Source organism: Ideonella sp. WA131b (genome assembly GCA_023657425.1).
Taxonomy (GTDB): domain Bacteria; phylum Pseudomonadota; class Gammaproteobacteria; order Burkholderiales; family Burkholderiaceae_C; genus Rubrivivax.
The window spans coordinates 283,122-301,706 of sequence record JAGTJW010000003.1; the positions used below are offsets into that span (position 1 = coordinate 283,122).

Below are 18,585 nucleotides of genomic sequence, written 5' to 3' on the forward strand. Positions count from 1 at the left end.
TGGCGGTGGCCGTCAGCGCGATGGCCGGTCCCGCGCCTGCGGAGCGACCGACGCCGGCCCAGCTGGCCAAGGGTGCGCTGCGACGCCTCGCCCAGGCCCAGCTCGAACCCACCCCCGAGCACTTCGCCCGGGCCTACGCCGAGGAAGCCGGCGGGCCGGTGGCGGCAGTGCCTCCCGCCGCCGACTCGCGCGCCATCGGCATGGCCTGGGTACAGCTCTTCGAGCGCCTTGCGCGCCAGCTGCCGCGGGGCGGTCGCCAGTGGACGCAGGCCCGCCGGCGCGACAGCCTGCAGCGCGTGCTGGATGGCAGCCGCAGCGATGCCGTCCGCCTGCAGCAGCGCCTGGGCGCTCTGATGACGGCCTGGGAGACCGATCAGGCGGCTGACCCGGTGATCAGCGGCCTGGAGGACGGCGGCCTGCCTCCGGCCGCCGCCGAGTCGCCGTCGCCGATGCCGGTGCCGGTGTCGGCCGGTGACATGGGGACCTGGAACGCGATCGTGGCGTCCCTGGCCGGCACGCTGCGTGTGGCACTGCCGGCTGCCGAGCCCGACGCCGCTGCACTTGCGCAGCGCCTGGCCGCGGTGGCCGAGGCCATCGCGGCCGACGGGGCCACTGCGGCGCATGTGCTGTCGGTGTCGGTGCTGTGCGACGAGGCCAGCGAGTTGCTCGGACGAGGGCACCGCATCGTCGAGCGGCTGGCAGCGCTCTGCCACGAGCTGACCGAGGGCCTTTCCGAGCTCACCGAGGACGACGGCTGGGTGCAGGGTCAGTGCGGGCGCCTGCGCGCCGCCGTGGCCGGTGATCGCAGCGTGCGGGGCCTGCGTGCCGCGCAGTCGTTGCTGGCCGAGACGCGCCAGCGCCAGCGCGGCATGCTCGGCGAACGCCGCGCCGCCCGCGAGGCGCTCAAGCTGCTGATGCAGGACATGGTGCGCGAGGTGGGCGACCTCGGCGAGCATACCGGCCGCTTCCAGCTGGCCACCGAGCAGCACGCCGAGGCCATCGCCGCGGCCGACTCGTTGCCCGGGCTGGCCCAGGTGGTGCAGGCCCTGCTCGACGACACGCGCACGGTGCACGGTGCGGTCACGCGCTCGAAGGAGAAGCTGCAGGCCGACCAGGCCCGGGCAGGCGAGCTCGAGGCGCGCGTGCGGGCACTCGAGGCCGAGCTCAAGCGGCTGTCGGACGAGGTCTCCACCGACCTGCTGACGCAGGTGGCCAACCGCCGCGGCCTGATGCTGGCCTTCGAGGCTGAAGTGGCGCGCTGCGACCGTGAGGCCGCCAGCGGCAGCGAGCCGCTGCTGGCGGTGGGCCTGATCGACATCGACAACTTCAAGAAGCTCAACGACACCCTGGGCCATGCCGCCGGCGACGAGGCGCTGAGGTCGTTGGCCTCCGCGGTGCGCCAGCGTCTGCGCCCTGAGGACCACTTCGCCCGCTTCGGGGGTGAGGAGTTCGTGGTGCTGATGCCGGGCACCGGCGTCGAGGAGGCGCGCCAGGCATTGACGCGGCTGCAGCGCAGCCTCTCCGAGGCCCTGTTTCTGCACGAGGGCGGTGAGGTCTTCGTCACCTTCTCGGGTGGCGTCACGGCCTGGCGAAGCGGCGAAGCCCTGGATCTGGCGCTGGAGCGTGCCGACCGCGCGCTCTATGAGGCCAAGCGAACCGGCAAGAACCGCACCTGCTTGCTCCGCTGAGTCCGTCCTCGCGTCTCTCGGCCGGAGGATGCCTTCGGTGACAGCGATCAGACCGGTTGGCGGGTGCGAGATGTCGACAAACAACCTGCGGTGGACGTTTGTTTGGTCACGGCGCCAGCCTCGCGTCCTGAGCCCATGGCCATCATCAGCCGGTCGGGGTAAACGTCCTGAGTTGATAATCTCGTCTCAACAAAGCCGAGACCCACCTGCTCATGAGGGCCCCCACCCCGACTGTTGCTGCGCCAGACCTGCGCCTGCTCGACCTGACGGTCGGCTACGACCGCCACCCGGCGGTGCACCACCTGCAGCTCGACGTGGCCGCGGGAGAGTTGCTGGCCGTCGTAGGCCCCAATGGCGCGGGCAAGTCGACGCTGCTCAAGGCGCTGGCCGGCGTGCTGCCGCCGATGGGCGGGCGCATCGAGCGGTCGGCCCAGGCGCAGGCCGGCGCGCGCACCGCCTACCTGCCGCAGCAGGCCGACATCGACCGCAGCTTTCCGGTCACGGTCATCGACACCGTGGCCATGGGCCTTTGGCACGAGATCGGCGCCTGGGGGCGCCTGGGCCGCGCGCGGCTGCAACGGTGCCGCGACGCGCTGGCCGAGGTGGGTCTCGACGGCTTCGACCGCCGCACGCTCGACACGCTGTCGGGCGGCCAGTTCCAGCGCGTTCTGTTCGCGCGGTTGATGCTGCGCGACGCCCAACTCATCCTGCTCGACGAGCCCTTCGCCGCCGTCGACGAGCCCACGGCCGACCATCTGCTTGAGCTGGTGCGGGTCTGGCACGCCCAGGGCCGCACCGTGGTCGTCGTGCTGCACGACCTGGCGCTGGTGCGCCGTGTGTTCCCACGCACCTTGCTGCTGGCGCGCGAGGCCATTGCCGCCGGGCCCACGGCCGAGGTTTTGGCGCCGGCCAACCTGCTGCGCGCGTCGGGCCTGGTGGAGGCCTTCGACGACCACGCCAAGCCGTGCGAGGCGCCTGGGCCGGCGGCGCCGGGACGCGAGGACGCCCGCTTGCACCCCCACCCGCACGCCCACCCGCGGGCGCATGCGCACGGCGACCACACCCACTGAAGGCGGCCGATGGATCTGCCCTGGAACCCCTACGCCGAGTTCGGCTTCATGCAGCGGGCCCTGCTGGGTTGCCTGCTGCTGAGTGTGAGCGCGCCGCTGGTGGGCGTGTTCCTGCTGCTGCGCCGCATGAGCCTGACCGGCGACGCCATGGCGCATGCCATCCTGCCCGGCGCAGCCTTGGGCTACCTCGTCTCGGGCCTGAGCCTGGGAGCGATGACGGTCGGTGGGCTGGTGGCTGGCCTGGCGGTGGTGTTGCTGTCGGGCCTGGTGGCGCGCAGCACCGTGCTGCGCGAAGACGCCAGCCTGGCCGCCTTCTACCTGCTGTCGCTGGCCGCGGGCGTGCTGATCATCTCCAGCCAGGGCCGCAATGTCGACCTGCTGCGCGTGCTCTTTGGCAGCGTGTTGGCGCTCGACGACCCCACGTTGGCCCTGCTGGGCCTGGTCGCCATCCTCACGGCGGCGGGCTTGTGGCTGCTGCAGCGTCCACTGGTGCTGGAATGCGTGGATCCGGCCTACCTGCGCTCGGTCAGCCGGCTCAGCCCGTTGGCACACTACGGTTTTCTGGTGCTGCTGGTGCTGAACCTCGTGGCCGGTTTCCATGCCCTGGGCACGCTGCTGTCGGTCGGCATGATGATCCTGCCGGCCGCCGCGGCGCGGCTGTGGGTGCGGCGGCTGCCGACGCTGCTGATGCTGGCGGGCGCGCTGTGCGCCGTCGGCAGCAGTGCCGGGCTGGCGCTGTCGTACCACCATGAACTGCCCACCGGTCCGGCCATCGTGCTGAGCCTGGGGATGATCTACATCGTGTCGGTGCTGCTGGCGCCGCGCGGGCTGCGTTCGGCCTCGCGGCCACCGGCTCGCCACCTGAGGGCTTGAACGTGATGCGAGTTTCGATCGTCGCCGTGGTGACGGCGCTGGGCATGGCCCTGGCCGGCAACGCGGCCGCGGCGAGCGTGCCGCCGCTGCCGGTGGTGGCCAGCTTCAGCATCCTGGGTGATGTGGTGTCCCAGGTCGGCGGCGATCGGGTCGCCGTCAAGGTGCTCGTAGGGCCGGGCAGTGACGCGCACGTGTTGCAGCCCACCCCCGCCCAGGCGCGGCAGGTGGCGCAAGCCCGCCTCGTGGTGTCGCACGGCCTGGGCTTCGAGGGTTGGATGCCGCGGCTGCTCAAGGCGGCCGGCTTCCGTGGCCGCGAGCTGCGCGTGGCCGAGGCCGCGTCGCTGCCGCCGCCGCTGCGTGCTGCACCGGGTGCCGACCGTCATGGCCACCAACACGACATCGACCCGCACACCTGGCAGGACGTTGGCCGGGTGCGGCAGTGGGTGCCGCTCATCGCCGATGCGCTGTGCGAGGCCGACGCCGAGGGCTGCGCCGGTTACCGCAGGCGCGCCGAGGCCTACGCCGCCCGGCTGCAGTCCCTGGACGCCGAGATCCGCGCCCAGTGGGCCGGCCTGGCGCCGGCCGAGCGCAAGCTCATCACCTCGCACGACGCTTTCGGGTACTACGCCGCGGCCTACGGCGTGCGCTTCTTGTCGCCGCAGGGCCTGAGCACCGAGGCGGAGGCCTCGGCGCGCGGGGTGGCCCAGCTGGTGCGGCAGATCCGCGCCGAGGGCATCCGCGCACTCTTCGTCGAGAGCATCGCCGACCCGCGGCTGATCGAACAGATCGGCCGCGAAACGGGCCTCAGGCCCGCCGGGCGGCTGTACAGCGATTCGCTGTCGCCGCCCGACGGGCCGACGGCCAGCTATGAGGCGCTGATGCGCCACAACACGCGGCTCATGGTCGAGGCGCTGCGCACGCGCTGACCGGCCACACCACCCGGAGTCGTCCCATGCCCATCGTTCCTGCCCTTGTCCTCGTGGCCCTGGCGATCACGGCCGTGCCCGCCACGGCCCACAAGGCCCACGTGCACGGCGTCATGACCCTGAACCTGGCGATCGACGGGCCCTTGCTCGCGGTGGAGCTGGTGACCCCGCAGGACAGCCTCGTGGGCCACGAGCGCCGCCCACGACCGGGCGCCGAGACCACCGCCGCCGCCGCGGCCCTGGCGCTGCTGCGCGAGGCCCCGCGCTGGCTGCGGCCCGATGCCGCTGCCGGGTGCACCGCCGGCACGGTGACCATCGTGCCGGGCAAGCTCGCTGGCGCGGCGCAGCCGGGCGAGAAGGACACCGGCCACGCCGATGTCGAGGCCCGTGTCGAGTGGCGTTGCCAGGCGCCGGCCGCGCTGCAGGGCGTGGACTTGCTGCTGTTCGAGGCCTTCCTTCGCACCGAGCGCATCGAGGTGCAGGTGGCCGGCGGCAGCGGCCCGGCCAGGCAGACGCTGCGCAAGGGGCAGCGCCGCGTCGTCCTGTCGCGCTGACGCTGCCAGCTGCCGGGTGGCGTAAGCTCGACGGCGTGAAGCGACTACTCGGGCTCCTGCTCGTGACCCTCCTGCCTGCCGCGGCGCCGGCCGTCGAGGAACCCCGGTACGCGCTCGTGCGCAACATCGACGAGCGCGTCGAGCTGCGCCTCTACCAGCCCTATGCCGTGGCCGAGGTCGAGCTCGACGTCGGTGCCGCCGAGGCCGGCAACCGGGCCTTCCCCATCCTGGCCGGCTACATCTTCGGCAAGAACAAGGGCGAGCGGAAGTTCGCGATGACGGCGCCCGTGACGCAGACCGCGGCGCCGGTGAAGATGGCGATGACGGCCCCGGTGACGCAGAGCGCCACGCGCGCGGGCACGCGGGTGCAGTTCGTGCTGCCCGCTGGCGTGACGCTGGCCACCGCGCCCGAGCCGCTGGACCCGCGCGTGCGCCTGCGCGAGGAGCCGGCAGCCACCTGGGCCGTCATCCGCTACTCGGGCAGCTGGTCGCAGGCCCGCTACGACGAGCACGTTCAGGCCTTGCGGGCGGCCCTGGCGGCGGCCGGCGTGGCCACCGAGGGCGAGCCGGTCTGGGCGCGCTACAACGGCCCGATGACGCCCTGGTTCCTGCGCCGCAACGAGATCTGGCTGGCGGTGCGCTGATCCGGGTGTTGGTCCGCGTCGCCGTGGCGGAGGCTGTGAGATTCGAACTCACGGGCCCTTGCGGGCCGGCAGTTTTCAAGACTGCTGGGTTAAACCGCTCCCCCAAGCCTCCGGACGTGCGAGATTCTAGGTTCCGGGCTGGCGCTGGGCCGTGCAAGGCACCTGCAGCAGTTCGACGCGCTCACCGTCGACGCAGGCCGCGCTGAGCGCGCCGCCCCAGACGCAGCCGGTGTCCAGCGCCATCAGCTGCGGCTCCAGCTTCAGGCCCAGCGTGCTCCAGTGCCCGAAGGCGATGCGCTCGGCCTGGCTGGCCCGGCCCGGCACCTCGAACCAGGGCATCAGCCCGGGCGGGGCGGTGCCGGCAGCCTCCTTCAGCTTAAAGTTCATGTCGCCGTCGGCGCTGCAAAACCGCAGCCGTGTCAGCGCATTGATGACGATCCGGTGGCGGTCGTCGCCGCGCAAGCCCTCGTCCCAGCGTGTGGGGGTGTTGCCGTACATGCGCGGCAGGAAGTCGGCCAAGGCCGGGTCGCGCAGCAGCGCCTCGACCTCGGCGGCCAGCGCCAGAGTCTGGTTGCCGTCCCAGGCCGGCAGCAGGCCGGCGTGCACGCACAGCCAGCCGGCCTCGCGCACGGCCAGGCGGCCGTGGCGCAGCCAGTCGATCCAGGCCGCGGCATCCGGGGCGGCCAGCACGTCGCCGAAGCTGTCGTCGCGGTGGCGATGGCGCGCGCCGTGGGCCACAGCCAGCAGGTGCAGGTCGTGGTTGCCCAGCAGCCGCACCGCAGAGTCGCCCCAGGCCGACACGCGGCGAAGCACGGCCAGCGAGGCGGGGCCGCGGTTGACGAGATCGCCCAGCAGCACGAGGCGGTGTCGCGAGGGGCTGGCTCCGGCCTCGGCCAGCAGGCGCGCCAGCGCGTCGTCGCAGCCCTGGACGTCGCCGATGAACAGATGCATACGGGCATTCTGCTACGCTGCCGCCCCTCTCGACCGACGACCGCCAATTGCCGGCGGCCTGCATGGACGTTGCGCTTCTGACCTTCTTGATCCTCTTGAACGCGGCCTTCGCGATGAGCGAGATGGCGCTGACCGCGGCCCGCAAGGCGCGGCTGCAGGTGATGGTGGAGAGCGGGGATTCGGGCGCGCAGGCCGCAATGGACCTGCACGAGAACCCGACCAAGTTCCTGTCGACGGTGCAGATCGGCATCACCTCGATCGGGGTGCTCAACGGCATTGTCGGAGAGGGCGCGTTCGCCGAACCCTTCGCCGTCTGGCTGGTGCAGGCCTTTGCGTTCAATCCCGAGATGGCGCGCTTCGGCGCCACCGCGCTGGTGGTGGTGGTGATCACGGTGCTGACCATCATCTTCGGCGAGCTGGTGCCCAAGCGGCTGGGCCAGATGTACCCGGAGGCCGTCGCCCGCCTGGTGGCCACGCCGATGAACTGGCTGAGCACGGCCACGCGGCCGCTGGTGGCGTTCCTGAGCCTGGCCACCGAAGGCGTTCTGCGGCTTCTGGGCATCCGCGGCGGACCGACGCGTGCCGTCACCGAAGAGGAGATCGCGGCGCAGCTCGAGGAGGGTCTGGACGCGGGCGTCATCGAGGCGCAAGAGCATCAGATGGTGCGCAATGTGTTCCGGCTCGATGACCGTCAGATCGGCTCGATGATGGTGCCGCGCGCCGAAATCGTCTGGCTCGACGAGTCGGCGACGCTGGCCGAGTTGCTGGCGGTGGTGGCCGACAGCGGCCACAGCCGCTATCCAGTGTGCCGGGGCTCCCTGGACGACGTGCGGGGCGTGCTCAGCGTGGCGCGGCTGCTGCCGGTGGCCGTGCAGGGCGGCGAGCCCGATCTGGCAACCCACCTGGACACGTCGGTGTTCGTGCCCGAGACGCTGTCGGGCATGGAACTGCTCGACCACTTCCGCGCCGCTGGCACCGACCTGGTGTTCGTGGTCGACGAGTACGGCGCCGTGCAGGGCTTGATCAGCGAGCGCGACCTGCTCGAAGCCATCACCGGCGAGTTCGGTGCGCCCACCGACGAGGACGCCTGGGCCGTCAAGCGCCCCGAAGGCGGCTGGTTGATGGACGGCCTGATCCCGGTGCCGGAGCTGAAGGACCGGCTCGAGATCAAGGAGCTTCCCGAAGAGGACCGCGGCCGCTACAACACCTTGGCTGGCATGATCATGCTGCTGCTGGGCCGGCTGCCCCGCACCGCGGACACGGTGCTGTGGGAAGGCTGGCGCTTCGAGGTCGTCGACCTCGACGGCAAACGTGTCGACAAGGTGTTGGCCACCCGCACCGAAACCCCTGGAGAAGACTCTTGATCAATCAGAACCTGCACCGCAAGCCCAAGGGACTGGACAGTGCCTTGCACCGCGAGCTCAAGCTGCAGCTGCCGGTCACCGACTGGAGCGTGGCCAGTCAGCTGAACGCGTTGTTCGTGGCGGCCGTGGAGTTCATCGACGTCTGCCTCGAGTTCCCGATCGTGTTCGTGAAGGCCGGCACCGAGCCCGACGGCAGCGATGCCATTGCCCCGATCGCTGTGCTGGGCCTGACGCAGAACAGCAACCTCTACCTGGCCGGCGATCAGTGGCGCGCCCGCTACATGCCGGCGCTGCTGCGCCTGTACCCCTTTTGCGTTGCCCGGCTCGACGAGCAGAAGTTCGCCGTCTGCTACGACGCCGACTGGCACGGCGCCCAGCAGGCCGAGGGCCAGACGCTGTTCGACCCCCAGGGCCAGCCCACCGAGCTGCTGAAGAAGGTGCAAGGCCAGCTCGAGATGCTGGAAAACGAAGTCCAGCGCACGCGCGCCACGTGCAAGCGCTTCCAGGAGCTGGGTCTGTTCCAGGACATGCGCTTCGACGTGACCTTGCCCGACGGCAGCAAGCACACGGTTGACGGCTTCATGACGCTGGACGACAAGAAGGTGACAGCTCTGCCCGACGACGTGGTGGGCGAGCTGCATCGCAACGGGCTGTTGGGCCTGATGCACCTGCACTGGGCCAGCATGGGCAACATGCGGCGCCTGGTGGACTGGCATGTCGAGCGTGCTGCCGCGGCACCAGCCCCAGCCGCCGTGCCGGCGGCCTGAACCTCAGGCACCGGCCGGGCGGCGCAGGGCCGCCACCACCTCGGCCGCCCTGGGTCCGGTGCGCTCGACCCAATCGTCGAAGCGGCGGCGGGCGTCGTCGCCATAACGCTGCCAGATCTTCCAGCCCACCCAGGCCACCAACCCCAGGAGCAGCAGCGACTTGAGCGCCCGCCCCAGGCTCGCCAGCACAGCAATGCCCATGCCCAGCGCCACCCACTTGAACCACCAGGTGCCGCTGTAGGTCATGTAGTTGATGACACCCGTGATGCCGACGACGAACAGCGCGCGGAACGGCATCACGAGCGCATCCAGCACGTCCTTCACAGGGCGCGTGACGATCTTGAACGGGTTCATGGGCGCTGCTCCAAGGCTTGAGTCAATCCGGTGCGGCATGTTCGGGCCGCTGCGTCCAGCGTGCAAGGCGGGTGCGACGGGCGGTGCCGGCGTGGTGCGTATCGACGCCGGGCCGGCGCGGACGGTGGGGCCACAATCCGCGCCTTCTTCGACTGCCGCCGGCCGTGACCCATGAGCGTTCGCCTCGCCAAGCCCCGCAAGGGCAGTGTTCCGATCCACGTCGTCGACCGCGAGCGCCTGGCCACGACCCTGGCTGCGCTGGAGCCGGCCGGCCGCGCCTGGGTACAGGCGCTGGGCTTCAGCGGCAGCCCTGACACGCACGTTCTGGTGCCTGGCGCCGACGGCAGGCCCGCCTCGGTGCTGGCCGGCGTGCGCTCGGGTGCTGACCCCTTTGCGCTGGCCAGCCTGCCCAAGGCGCTGCCCGCGGGCGCCTACCACCTGGCCCCGGTGCCCGAGGGCGGCGTGGCGCTGGACGACGGCACCGCGGCGCTGTCGTGGGAGCTGGGCGGCTACACCTTCGACCTCTTCAAGCCCGCACGCCGCGAACCGGCCGAGCTGACGCTGTCGTCCACCGACGAGGCGCGCCGCGCGCTCATCGTGGCCGAGGCCATGGCAGCCACGCGCGACCTGGTCAACACGCCGGCCGAGCAGCTGGGCCCGGGCGCGCTGGCCGAGGCCGTGCGCCTGGTGGCTCAGCAGCACGGCGCCAAGTTCCGCCAGGTGGTGGGCGACGAGCTGCTGGCGCAGAACTTCCCCGCCATTCACGCCGTGGGCCGCGCGGCCGATGCCGCCAGCGGGCGCGCGCCGCGCCTCATCGAGCTCACCTGGGGCCGCCCGAAGCACCCGCTGGTGACGATCGTCGGCAAGGGCGTGTGTTTCGACAGCGGCGGTCTGGACATCAAGAGCGCCGAGGGCATGCGCCTGATGAAGAAGGACATGGGCGGCGCCGCGCACGCGCTGGGCCTGGCGCAGCTGGTGATGGCGCTGGAGCTGCCGCTGCGCGTGCAGCTGCTCATTCCTGCGGTGGAAAACGCCATCGCCGGCAACGCCTTCCGCCCGGGCGACGTGTTCAAGACGCGCAAGGGCCTGCACATCGAGATCGGCAACACCGACGCCGAGGGCCGCGTGATCCTGAGCGACGCGCTGGCCTTTGGCGCCGAGAGCCAGCCGGCGCTGATGGTGGACATGGCCACGCTCACCGGCGCGGCGCGCATCGCGCTGGGCGCGCAGCTGCCGGCCCTCTTCTGCCGCGACACGGCCCAGGCGCGCGAGATCGTCGACCTGGGCCTGCAGATCGGCGACCCGCTGTGGCACCTGCCGCTGTGGGCCGGCTACCACGGGCTGATCGAGAGCGACATTGCCGACATCGTCAACACCGGCCGCGGCGGGCTGGCTGGCGCCATCACCGCGGCGCTCTTCCTCGAGGACTTCGTGCCTGCGGGCCAGGAATGGCTGCACCTGGACCTCTTCGCCTGGAACGACCAGGCCCGTCCTGGCCGGCCGGTGGGCGGCGAGGCGCAGACGCTGCGCACCTTGCTGGCCTACCTGCAGCGGCGCTTCGGCGCGTGAACCTCCCATGCCGGTCGCGCTGAGCCTGTCGAAGCGTCGGTGGTGTGCCGGCAGGGCTTCGACAGGCTCAGCCCGAACGGGAGGGAGATCCGTTCGCGCTGAGCCTGTCGAAGCGTGGATGACGCGCCGCAACTGGCCCTGATTCAGCCCGCAGTTCGTCACATCGCCGTCACCGCGTTGCGGCACACTGCGAAGCACCTCAGGCGGGAATCGGCCGCATCAATGGGCGGAAACTTGGAACCCGTCACCGCCGCCTGAAGTCTTGGTTTCAGACGAAGTCCGCGTGCTGCACAGGCCCGCGGGCTTTTTCCATGTCGGGCGCCGTGGGCGCCGTCATGGCCCGCACCACCTGCTCCAGCGCGTCGGCGTCGTGCAAGGTGCGCACGGCGTCGTACAGGGCCTGCGCCTGTGGGTGGCGGCGGCGCAGCTGGTTGATCCACTGCTTGAGCCGGCCACCGCGGTGGCGCGGCGCCACTCTCGGGCGCACGAGCTCGGCGTACAGCGTCAGCAGCGGGGCGATCTGCGCCCAGCCCGGCGCCGCCGCGCCGCGCACGGCGAGCGCCAGGCCGGGGTCGGCAACGAGGCCGCGCCCGAGCATCAGCGCGTCGCAGCCGCTCTCGGACAGGCACTGGCGGGCCTCGTCCTCAGTCCACACCTCGCCGTTGGCCACGACGCGCGTACCGCTGCCGGCCAGCGCCTCGCGCACGCGGGCGATGCGGTCCCAGTAGGCCGGCGGGCGGTAGCCGTGGACCTTGGTGCGTGCATGCACCACCAGCTCCTGCGCGCCCGCGGCGGCGATGCCGCGGGCGTTGTCGAGCAGCCTCTCTTCGTCGCGGTGGCCCAGGCGCATCTTGGCGCTCACGGGCACAGTGGCCGGGACGGCGCGGCGCACGGCGGCGACGATGGCGTGCACGAGCTCGGGCTCGTCCAGCAACACGGCGCCGCCGCGGTGGCGGTTCACGGTCTTGGCCGGGCAGCCGAAGTTCAGGTCCACACCCTCGGCGCCCAGCTCGGCCAGGCGGGCGGCGTTGTCGGCCAGCACGGCCGGGTCGGATCCCAGCAGCTGCGCGCGCACCGGCACGCCGGCCGGCGTGCGGCTGCCATGTTGCAGCTCGGGCATCAGCCGCAGGAACACGCGCGCCGGCAGCAGGCGGTCGGTGACGCGGATGAATTCCGAGACGCAGCGGTCGATGCCGCCCACGCGCGTGATCACGTCGCGCAGGCTGTGGTCGAGCACGCCCTCCATTGGGGCGAGCAGGATCAGGCGGGGCGGGGAAGCGGCGGTCATCGGGGCGGGCAGGGCGGCGTGGATTGTGGGGCGGGAAAGTCCCCGGATTGAATTATTCGACCGAACGGTCGAATAATTCGGTCCTCGCTTCCTGGAGCCTGCGCCGCCATGTCCGAACCGCCGCTGCTCGTTGCCACCGCCGGGCCGGTGTGCACGGTCACGCTCAACCGGCCGTCGGCGCTGAACGCCTTCACGGCGGAGATGCACGGCCTGCTGCTTCCGGCGCTGAACGCCGCGGCCGCCGACCCCGCCGTGCGCGTGGTGGTGATCACCGGCGCCGGCCGCGGCTTCTGCGCCGGGCAGGACCTGGCCGACCCCGCGATGCGCGGCGAAGGCGTCGACGTCGGCGCGGTGGTGGAGCGCTTCTACAAGCCTCTGGCGCTGCGCATCCGCTCGATGCCGGTGCCAGTGCTGGCAGCCGTCAATGGCGTGGCGGCGGGCGCGGGCGCCAATCTGGCGCTGTGCTGCGACATCGTGGTGGCCGCGCGCAGTGCCAGCTTCATCCAGGCCTTCAGCAAGATCGGCCTCGTGCCCGACTGCGGCGGCACCTGGCTGCTGCCGCGCCTGGTCGGTCGCGCCCGCGCCCTGGGTCTGGCGATGACGGGCGACAAGCTGCCGGCCGAAGCCGCCGGGCGCATGGGTCTGATCTGGCAGTGCGTGGACGACGCCGAGTTCCCCGCTGCGGTGCAGGCACTGGCCGCACGGCTGGCGGCCATGCCCTCGCGCGCGCTGGCCGAGACGCGCCGGCTCGTCGACGCTTCGGCGCCGGCCGACCTGGCGCAGGCGCTGTCCTGGGAGGCGCAGGCCCAGGGCGAACTCGGCCGCGCGCCCGACTTCGCCGAAGGCGTGGCGGCGTTCTTCGCCAAGCGCAGCCCCAGCTTCAAGGACCGCTGAGCATGGACGCCCAAGCGATTGCCGAAGCCTGTCGGGACGCGATGTGGGAGAACGACCGCGCCAGCCGCGGCCTGGGCATGGCCATCCTGGCCGTCGGCCCCGGCACCGCCACGCTGCGGATGACGGTGCGCGAGGACATGCTCAACGGCCACGACATCTGCCACGGCGGCTTCGTCACGCTGCTGGCCGACAGCTGCTTCGCCTTCGCCTGCAACGGCTACAACGAGATGACCGTGGCCTCGGGCTTTGACGTCAACCTGATCGCCGCGGCGCGCCGGGGCGACGTGCTCACCGCCGTGGCCACCGAGGTGGCCAAGAGCGGCCGCACCGGCGTGTATGACATCGAAGTGCGCAACCAGCGCGACGAGCGCGTGGCCGCCTTCCGTGGCCGCAGCTACACCATGAAGGGGCGACCGCTGGTCGAGGGCCTGCCCATGGGCAAGCAGCCCGCAGCCCGCACCTGAGCACCGGCGAAGGAGACCGACGATGCCCGTGAAGGCCCCCAAGCCCGGCGAGCTCGAGCCCATCGAGACCGCCAGCGCCGACGAGCTGCAGGCCCTGCAGCTGCAGCGCCTGCGCTGGACGCTGCAGCACGCCTACGACCACGTGCCCCACTACCGGCGGGCCTTCGACGCCAAGGGTGTGCACCCGTCGGACTGCCAGACGCCGTCGGACCTGGCGAAGTTCCCGTTCACCAGCAAGGCCGACCTGCGCGCCAACTACCCGTTCGGGATGTTCGCCGTGCCGCGCGAGCAGGTCGTGCGCGTCCACGCCAGCAGCGGCACCACCGGCAAGCCCACGGTGGTGGGCTACACCCAGAACGACATCGACACCTGGGCGCACCTCGTGGCGCGCAGCATCCGCGCCAGCGGCGGGCGGCCGGGCGACATCGTCCACATCGCCTATGGCTACGGCCTCTTCACCGGCGGCCTGGGCGCGCACTACGGTGCCGAACGCATGGGCTGCACCGTCATCCCGATGAGCGGTGGCCAGACCGAAAAGCAGGTGGCGCTGATCGAGGACTTCCGCCCCGACATCATCATGGTCACGCCGAGCTACATGCAAGTGATCTGCGAGGAGTTCCGCCGCCAGGGCAAAGACCCGCGCCACATGAGCGTGAGCGTGGGCATCTTCGGCGCCGAGCCCTGGACCGAGGCGATGCGCCGCGACATCGAGCAGTCGGCCGATATCGACGCCCTCGACATCTACGGCCTGAGCGAAGTGATGGGCCCGGGTGTGGCCAACGAATGCATCGAGGCGAAGGACGGGCCGGTGATCTGGGAAGACCATTTCTACCCGGAGATCATCGATCCCGAGACGGGTGAGGTGCTGCCTGAGGGATCTGAAGGCGAGCTCGTTTTCACCACGCTCACCAAGGAAGCGCTGCCCGTCATCCGCTACCGCACGCGCGACCTCACGCGCCTGTTGCCGCCCACCGCGCGCAGCATGCGGCGCATGGGCAAGATCGTCGGCCGCAGCGACGACATGCTCATCATCCGCGGCGTCAACCTGTTCCCGACGCAGATCGAGGAGCTGGTGCTGCAGCAGGGTCAGCTCTCGGGGCAGTACCAGCTGGTCGTCACGCGCGAGGCGCTGCTCGACGAGGTGACGGTGCGCTGCGAGCTCGCACCCGAGCACCGCCACGCCGCCCCCGCGCCGATTGCGCACGAGCTGCAGCAGCGCATCAAGACGCTGATCGGCGTGTCCACCACCGTCGACGTGGGGCTGCCGGATTCGATTGAACGCACGCTGGTCGGCAAGGCCCGCCGCGTGGTCGACAAACGCCCCCGCTAGAAGGAACTGCGATGTACACCCAAGCGATGGACACCGCCCCGAAGGAAGAACGCCGCGCCGTGCGCAGCCTGGAAGAGGCCGAGCTCGAGCGGCGCTTCGAGGCCCGCATCGACGACGGCGGCTTCATCGAGGCCAAGGACTGGATGCCCGAGCACTACCGCAAGACGCTGCTGCGGCAGATCAGCCAGCACGCGCACTCCGAGATTGTGGGTATGCTGCCCGAGGGCAACTGGGTCACGCGCGCGCCCACCCTCAAGCGCAAGGCAATTCTTCTCGCCAAGATCCAGGACGAGGGCGGCCACGGCCTCTATCTTTACGCCGCCGCCGAGACGCTGGGCACCAGCCGCGATCAGATGTTCGACGCGCTGCACAGCGGCCGTGCCAAGTACAGCAGCATCTTCAACTATCCCACGCTCTCCTGGGCCGACATCGGCGTGATCGGCTGGCTGGTGGACGGCGCGGCCATCATGAACCAGGTGCCGCTCACGCGCTGCAGCTATGCGCCCTACGCACGCGCGATGGTGCGCATCTGCCGCGAGGAGAGCTTCCACCAGCGCCAGGGCTTCGACAGCCTGCTGGTGATGATGAGCAAGGGCACGGACGCCCAGCGCGCGATGGTGCAGGACGCGGTGAACCGCTGGTGGTGGCCGAGCCTGATGATGTTCGGCCCGCCCGATGGCCAGAGCGTGCACGGCGCGCAGAGCGCGCGCTGGGGCATCAAGCGCCTGAGCAACGACGAGCTGCGGCAGAAGTTTGTCGACGCCTGCGTCGAGCAGGCGGCCGTGCTGGGCGTGACGCTGCCCGATCCGGCGCTGAAGTGGAACGCCGAGCGTGGCCACCACGACTTCGGTGCCATCGACTGGAGCGAGTTCTGGCGCGTGGTGGGCGGCCACGGCCCCTGCAACACCGAGCGGCTGGCCGCGCGCGTGGACGCCTGGGACGACGGGGCCTGGGTGCGAGACGCTGCGCTGGCCCACGCGCGCAGGCGTGCGGCAGGGAAGGAGGCGGCATGAGCGGCCCTTCGACGACCGAATGGCCGCTGTGGGAAGTGTTCGTGCGCCCCAAGGCAGGCCTCGAGCACAAGCACTGCGGCAGTCTGCACGCACCCGATGCCGCGATGGCCGTGCAGCTGGCGCGCGAGGTCTACACGCGGCGGCAAGAGGGCAGCAGCGTGTGGGTGGTTCCCAGCGCCCACATTTTCGCCAGCGACCCTGGCGACAAGGACATGCTCTTCGATCCGGCCGAAGACAAGGTGTACCGCCACCCCACGTTCTACGAGCTGCCGGCCTCGGTGAACCACCTGTGAACCCACGATGAGCGCCACCGCCGACTCCCTCGCGCTGCGCCTCACGCCGCCCGTGCGCTACCTGCTGCGCATCGCCGACACGGCGCTGATCCACGCGCAGCGCCTGTCGGAATGGTGCGGCCACGGCCCGGTGCTGGAGGAGGACATCGCGCTGTCGAACCTGGCGCTGGACAGCCTGGGCCAGGCGCGCGCGCTGCTCACGCACGCCGCGGCGCTGGAGGGCCAGGGCTTCGATGAAGACCAGCTCGCCTTCCTGCGCGAGGAGCGCCAATTCCTGAACCTCACGCTGGTGGAGCAGCCGCTGCGCAAGCCCAGCGCGCACAGTCCGGGCGGCGACTTCGCCGACACGGTGCTTCGCAATCTCCTCGTCGCCACCTGGCTGAAGGCGCTCTACACCCGGCTGCAGGGCTCGGCCGATGCCACGCTGGCCGCCATCGCCGCCAAGTCGCTGAAGGAGGTGCGCTACCACCAGCAGCACGCGGCCGATTGGGTGGTGCGGTTGGGCGACGGCACCGAGGAGTCCGCGCGCCGGCTGCAGGCCGCGCTGGTGCGGGCCTGGCCCTACACCGCCGAGCTGTTCGAGGCCGACGAGGTGGACGCCGAGGCCCTGGCCAGCGGCCTGGGCCCCTCGCGCGCCGAACTGCGCAAGCCCTGGCAGGCCGAGGTGATGGCCGTGCTGGCCGAGGCCCAGGCCGCGCTCCCGCCCGCCACGCCCTTCGTCAGCACCGGCACCTTGGGCCGGCACTCCGAGCACCTGGGCTTCATCCTCGCGGAGCTGCAGTACCTGCAGCGCCGCTACCCCGGTGGCGTGTGGTGATGTGCGGCGCCAAGCAGCTGAGCCTGGAGCAGGCCGAGGCCCGCGCCTGGGCCGCGCTGCGCGAGGTGATGGACCCCGAGGTGCCCGTGCTGAGCCTGGTGGACCTGGGCGTGGTGCGCGACGTGCGCTGCCGACCCGATGGACACGAGGGCACCGAAGTGGTTCTCACGCCCACCTACAGCGGCTGCCCGGCCACCGAGGTGATCGCGGACAGCGCCCGCACCGCCCTCGAAGCCGCCGGCTTGGGCCCCGTGCGCGTGACGCATCGGCTGGCCCCGGCCTGGACCACCGACTGGATCAGCGAGGCCGGCCGCGAGGCGCTGCGCCAATCCGGCATCGCGCCGCCGGGCCGCTGCGGCGATGCCGGCACGCCGGTGCGGGTGATGGCGCGCCAGGTGCCTTGTCCACGCTGCGACAGCGCCCAGGTCGAACGCCTCTCGGCCTTCGGCAGCACGGCCTGCAAGGCGCTGTACCGCTGCCTGGCCTGCCGCGAACCTTTCGAACACTTCAAACCCATCTGACGTGCCCCCAGGCTCGCATGCGATCGCCACCCCCGAGGGGGCCGCCCCGCGGCGGCTCGGCGGAGCCTTGCCGCGCGGGTGGCTTGGCCAGCCAGGCGCGCCGAGTTGAGTGAGCTGGTCCATCCATGAGCCTGCTTTTCCACCTGCTGCGCGTGCGCGCCGTGGTGCCCGAGACGGCCGAGGCGTGTGTCGTCAGCTTCGAGCCCGCTGACGGCGAGGCCGCCCTTTGGCGCTTCGAGCCCGGCCAGCACCTCACGCTGCGCGCCATGGTGGGCGGGCAGGAGCTGCGTCGCAGCTACTCGCTGTGCGCCGCGCCCGGCGAGGGCCTGCGCGTGGGCGTGCGGCGCGTTGCAGGAGGTGCCTTCTCCAGCTGGCTCCACGAGCACCTCAAGCCTGGCGACCTGATCGAGGCCATGCCCCCGCAAGGCGCCTTCGGCCGCGCGCTGGCGCTGGCGCCGCGCCACGTGCTGGCGGTGGCCGGCGGCAGCGGCATCACGCCAATGCTGTCGATCCTGAGGGCCCACCTGGCCGCCGCGCCGACGAATCGCGCCACGCTGGTGTACGCCAACCGCACGGCGGCCAGCACGATGTTCGCGGCCGAGCTCGACGACCTGAAGAACCGCCACCTCGCGCGGCTGGCCGTGTTCCCGGTGTTCTCGCGCGAGCAGGTCGATGCGCCGCTGGCCGCCGGCCGGCTGGATGGCGAACGCCTCGCGACCATCGTGCGCCTGGTGGGTGGCGGGGCGGCGGTGGGTCAGGCCTTCGTCTGTGGCCCGCACGCGATGAACGACGAGGTCGAGGCCGCGTTGCGCAGCGCCGGGGTCGACCCAGCGCGCATCCACGTCGAGCGCTTCGGCGTGCCGCCGGCCGAGCCCGCCACGGCCGCCGAACCGCGGCCCGGCGACGCCGAGCTCGCGCGCACCACGGCCCGCATCACCCTCGTGCGCGACGGCCTGACGCGCGAGTTCGGCTACATCGCCGCGGACGGCAATCTGCTAGACGCCGCCGCGCGCACCGGCCTGGACGTGCCGTACTCGTGCAAGAGCGGCGTCTGCGCCACCTGCCGCGCCAAGCTCGTGGAAGGCCAGGTGCGCATGGCGCGCAACTTCGCGCTCGAGCCCGGCGACATCGCCGCCGGTTTCGTGCTCACCTGCCAGGCGCACCCGCTCACCGAGCGCGTCGTCATCAGCTTCGACGAGCGCTGA

At 71.6% G+C, this 18,585-nt stretch carries 20 protein-coding genes and 1 tRNA gene; 17 read left to right on the forward strand and 4 right to left on the reverse strand.

Annotation, left to right across the window (positions count from 1 at the left end):
• Nucleotides 1–20 precede the first annotated feature (20 nt).
• The 6 genes from KA711_16440 to KA711_16465 all read left to right on the forward strand — a co-directional run bounded on the left by KA711_16440 (nt 21) and on the right by KA711_16465 (nt 5,755).
• On the forward strand, nt 21–1,688 hold the full coding sequence (locus tag KA711_16440) for a GGDEF domain-containing protein (GenBank protein MCM0610560.1): 1,668 nt from the start codon (nt 21–23) through the stop codon (nt 1,686–1,688).
• Nucleotides 1,689–1,900: 212 nt separating this feature from the next.
• Complete coding sequence (locus KA711_16445; GenBank protein ID MCM0610561.1) at nt 1,901–2,758, forward strand: ABC transporter ATP-binding protein; 858 nt, start codon at nt 1,901–1,903, stop codon at nt 2,756–2,758.
• Nucleotides 2,759–2,767: 9 nt separating this feature from the next.
• On the forward strand, nt 2,768–3,631 hold the full coding sequence (locus tag KA711_16450) for a metal ABC transporter permease (GenBank protein ID MCM0610562.1): 864 nt from the start codon (nt 2,768–2,770) through the stop codon (nt 3,629–3,631).
• A gap of 5 nt (nt 3,632–3,636) precedes the next feature.
• Nucleotides 3,637–4,557 carry a zinc ABC transporter substrate-binding protein gene (locus KA711_16455; GenBank protein MCM0610563.1) on the forward strand — a complete coding sequence of 307 codons (921 nt, stop codon included), beginning with the start codon at nt 3,637–3,639 and terminating at the stop codon, nt 4,555–4,557.
• Nucleotides 4,558–4,583: 26 nt separating this feature from the next.
• Entirely contained in the window at nt 4,584–5,111 is a 528-nt protein-coding gene (locus KA711_16460; GenBank protein MCM0610564.1) for a DUF2796 domain-containing protein, read from the forward strand.
• 35 nt (nt 5,112–5,146) lie between these two features.
• Entirely contained in the window at nt 5,147–5,755 is a 609-nt protein-coding gene (locus KA711_16465; protein ID MCM0610565.1) for a heme-binding protein, read from the forward strand.
• Between the two features lie 24 nt (nt 5,756–5,779).
• Here KA711_16465 and KA711_16470 read toward each other — a convergent pair.
• Both KA711_16470 and KA711_16475 read right to left on the reverse strand, forming a co-directional pair.
• Nucleotides 5,780–5,867 (reverse strand) — tRNA-Ser (locus KA711_16470).
• Between the two features lie 14 nt (nt 5,868–5,881).
• The gene (locus tag KA711_16475) at nt 5,882–6,706 is read right to left on the reverse strand and encodes a symmetrical bis(5'-nucleosyl)-tetraphosphatase (protein ID MCM0610566.1); all 825 of its coding nucleotides are present in this window, start codon (nt 6,704–6,706) and stop codon (nt 5,882–5,884) included.
• Nucleotides 6,707–6,768: 62 nt separating this feature from the next.
• On the opposite strand from KA711_16475, the gene KA711_16480 reads away from it, so the two are divergent.
• Nucleotides 6,769–8,070: an HlyC/CorC family transporter gene (locus KA711_16480; GenBank protein ID MCM0610567.1), complete on the forward strand. Its 1,302-nt coding sequence runs from the start codon at nt 6,769–6,771 to the stop codon at nt 8,068–8,070.
• On the forward strand, nt 8,067–8,837 hold the full coding sequence (locus tag KA711_16485) for a SapC family protein (protein ID MCM0610568.1): 771 nt from the start codon (nt 8,067–8,069) through the stop codon (nt 8,835–8,837). The genes KA711_16480 and KA711_16485 overlap by 4 nt, the downstream gene beginning before the upstream one ends.
• 3 nt (nt 8,838–8,840) lie before the next feature.
• Here KA711_16485 and KA711_16490 read toward each other — a convergent pair whose 3' ends face one another.
• Nucleotides 8,841–9,191: a hypothetical protein gene (locus KA711_16490; protein ID MCM0610569.1), complete on the reverse strand. Its 351-nt coding sequence runs from the start codon at nt 9,189–9,191 to the stop codon at nt 8,841–8,843.
• 171 nt (nt 9,192–9,362) lie between these two features.
• On the opposite strand from KA711_16490, the gene KA711_16495 reads away from it, so the two are divergent.
• Complete coding sequence (locus KA711_16495) at nt 9,363–10,760, forward strand: leucyl aminopeptidase family protein (GenBank protein ID MCM0610570.1); 1,398 nt, start codon at nt 9,363–9,365, stop codon at nt 10,758–10,760.
• Between the two features lie 268 nt (nt 10,761–11,028).
• Here the strand turns inward: KA711_16495 and KA711_16500 are convergent, their stop codons facing one another.
• Nucleotides 11,029–12,006, reverse strand: a complete 978-nt coding sequence (locus KA711_16500) for a tRNA-dihydrouridine synthase (protein MCM0610571.1) — start codon at nt 12,004–12,006, stop codon at nt 11,029–11,031.
• 150 nt (nt 12,007–12,156) lie between these two features.
• On the opposite strand from KA711_16500, the gene KA711_16505 reads away from it, so the two are divergent.
• From KA711_16505 to KA711_16540, 8 genes are all read left to right on the forward strand, one after another.
• On the forward strand, nt 12,157–12,942 hold the full coding sequence (locus KA711_16505; protein MCM0610572.1) for a 2-(1,2-epoxy-1,2-dihydrophenyl)acetyl-CoA isomerase: 786 nt from the start codon (nt 12,157–12,159) through the stop codon (nt 12,940–12,942).
• A 2-nt stretch (nt 12,943–12,944) separates the two neighbouring features.
• Nucleotides 12,945–13,406: a hydroxyphenylacetyl-CoA thioesterase PaaI gene (paaI, locus tag KA711_16510; protein MCM0610573.1), complete on the forward strand. Its 462-nt coding sequence runs from the start codon at nt 12,945–12,947 to the stop codon at nt 13,404–13,406.
• 22 nt (nt 13,407–13,428) lie between these two features.
• A complete protein-coding gene (gene paaF, locus KA711_16515; GenBank protein MCM0610574.1) occupies nt 13,429–14,736 on the forward strand; it encodes a phenylacetate--CoA ligase in 1,308 nt (435 codons plus the stop codon).
• A gap of 11 nt (nt 14,737–14,747) precedes the next feature.
• A complete protein-coding gene (paaA, locus tag KA711_16520) occupies nt 14,748–15,749 on the forward strand; it encodes a 1,2-phenylacetyl-CoA epoxidase subunit A (protein ID MCM0610575.1) in 1,002 nt (333 codons plus the stop codon).
• Nucleotides 15,746–16,042 carry a 1,2-phenylacetyl-CoA epoxidase subunit B gene (gene paaB / locus KA711_16525; GenBank protein MCM0610576.1) on the forward strand — a complete coding sequence of 99 codons (297 nt, stop codon included), beginning with the start codon at nt 15,746–15,748 and terminating at the stop codon, nt 16,040–16,042. Before paaA ends, paaB begins: the two co-directional genes overlap by 4 nt.
• A 7-nt stretch (nt 16,043–16,049) precedes the next feature.
• Nucleotides 16,050–16,859 carry a phenylacetate-CoA oxygenase subunit PaaC gene (paaC, locus tag KA711_16530; GenBank protein ID MCM0610577.1) on the forward strand — a complete coding sequence of 270 codons (810 nt, stop codon included), beginning with the start codon at nt 16,050–16,052 and terminating at the stop codon, nt 16,857–16,859.
• Nucleotides 16,859–17,380, forward strand: coding sequence for a phenylacetate-CoA oxygenase subunit PaaJ (gene paaJ / locus KA711_16535; GenBank protein MCM0610578.1), 522 nt, complete (start codon nt 16,859–16,861; stop codon nt 17,378–17,380). The genes paaC and paaJ overlap by 1 nt, the downstream gene beginning before the upstream one ends.
• Before the next feature lie 125 nt (nt 17,381–17,505).
• Nucleotides 17,506–18,585, forward strand: coding sequence for a 2Fe-2S iron-sulfur cluster binding domain-containing protein (locus tag KA711_16540; protein ID MCM0610579.1), 1,080 nt, complete (start codon nt 17,506–17,508; stop codon nt 18,583–18,585).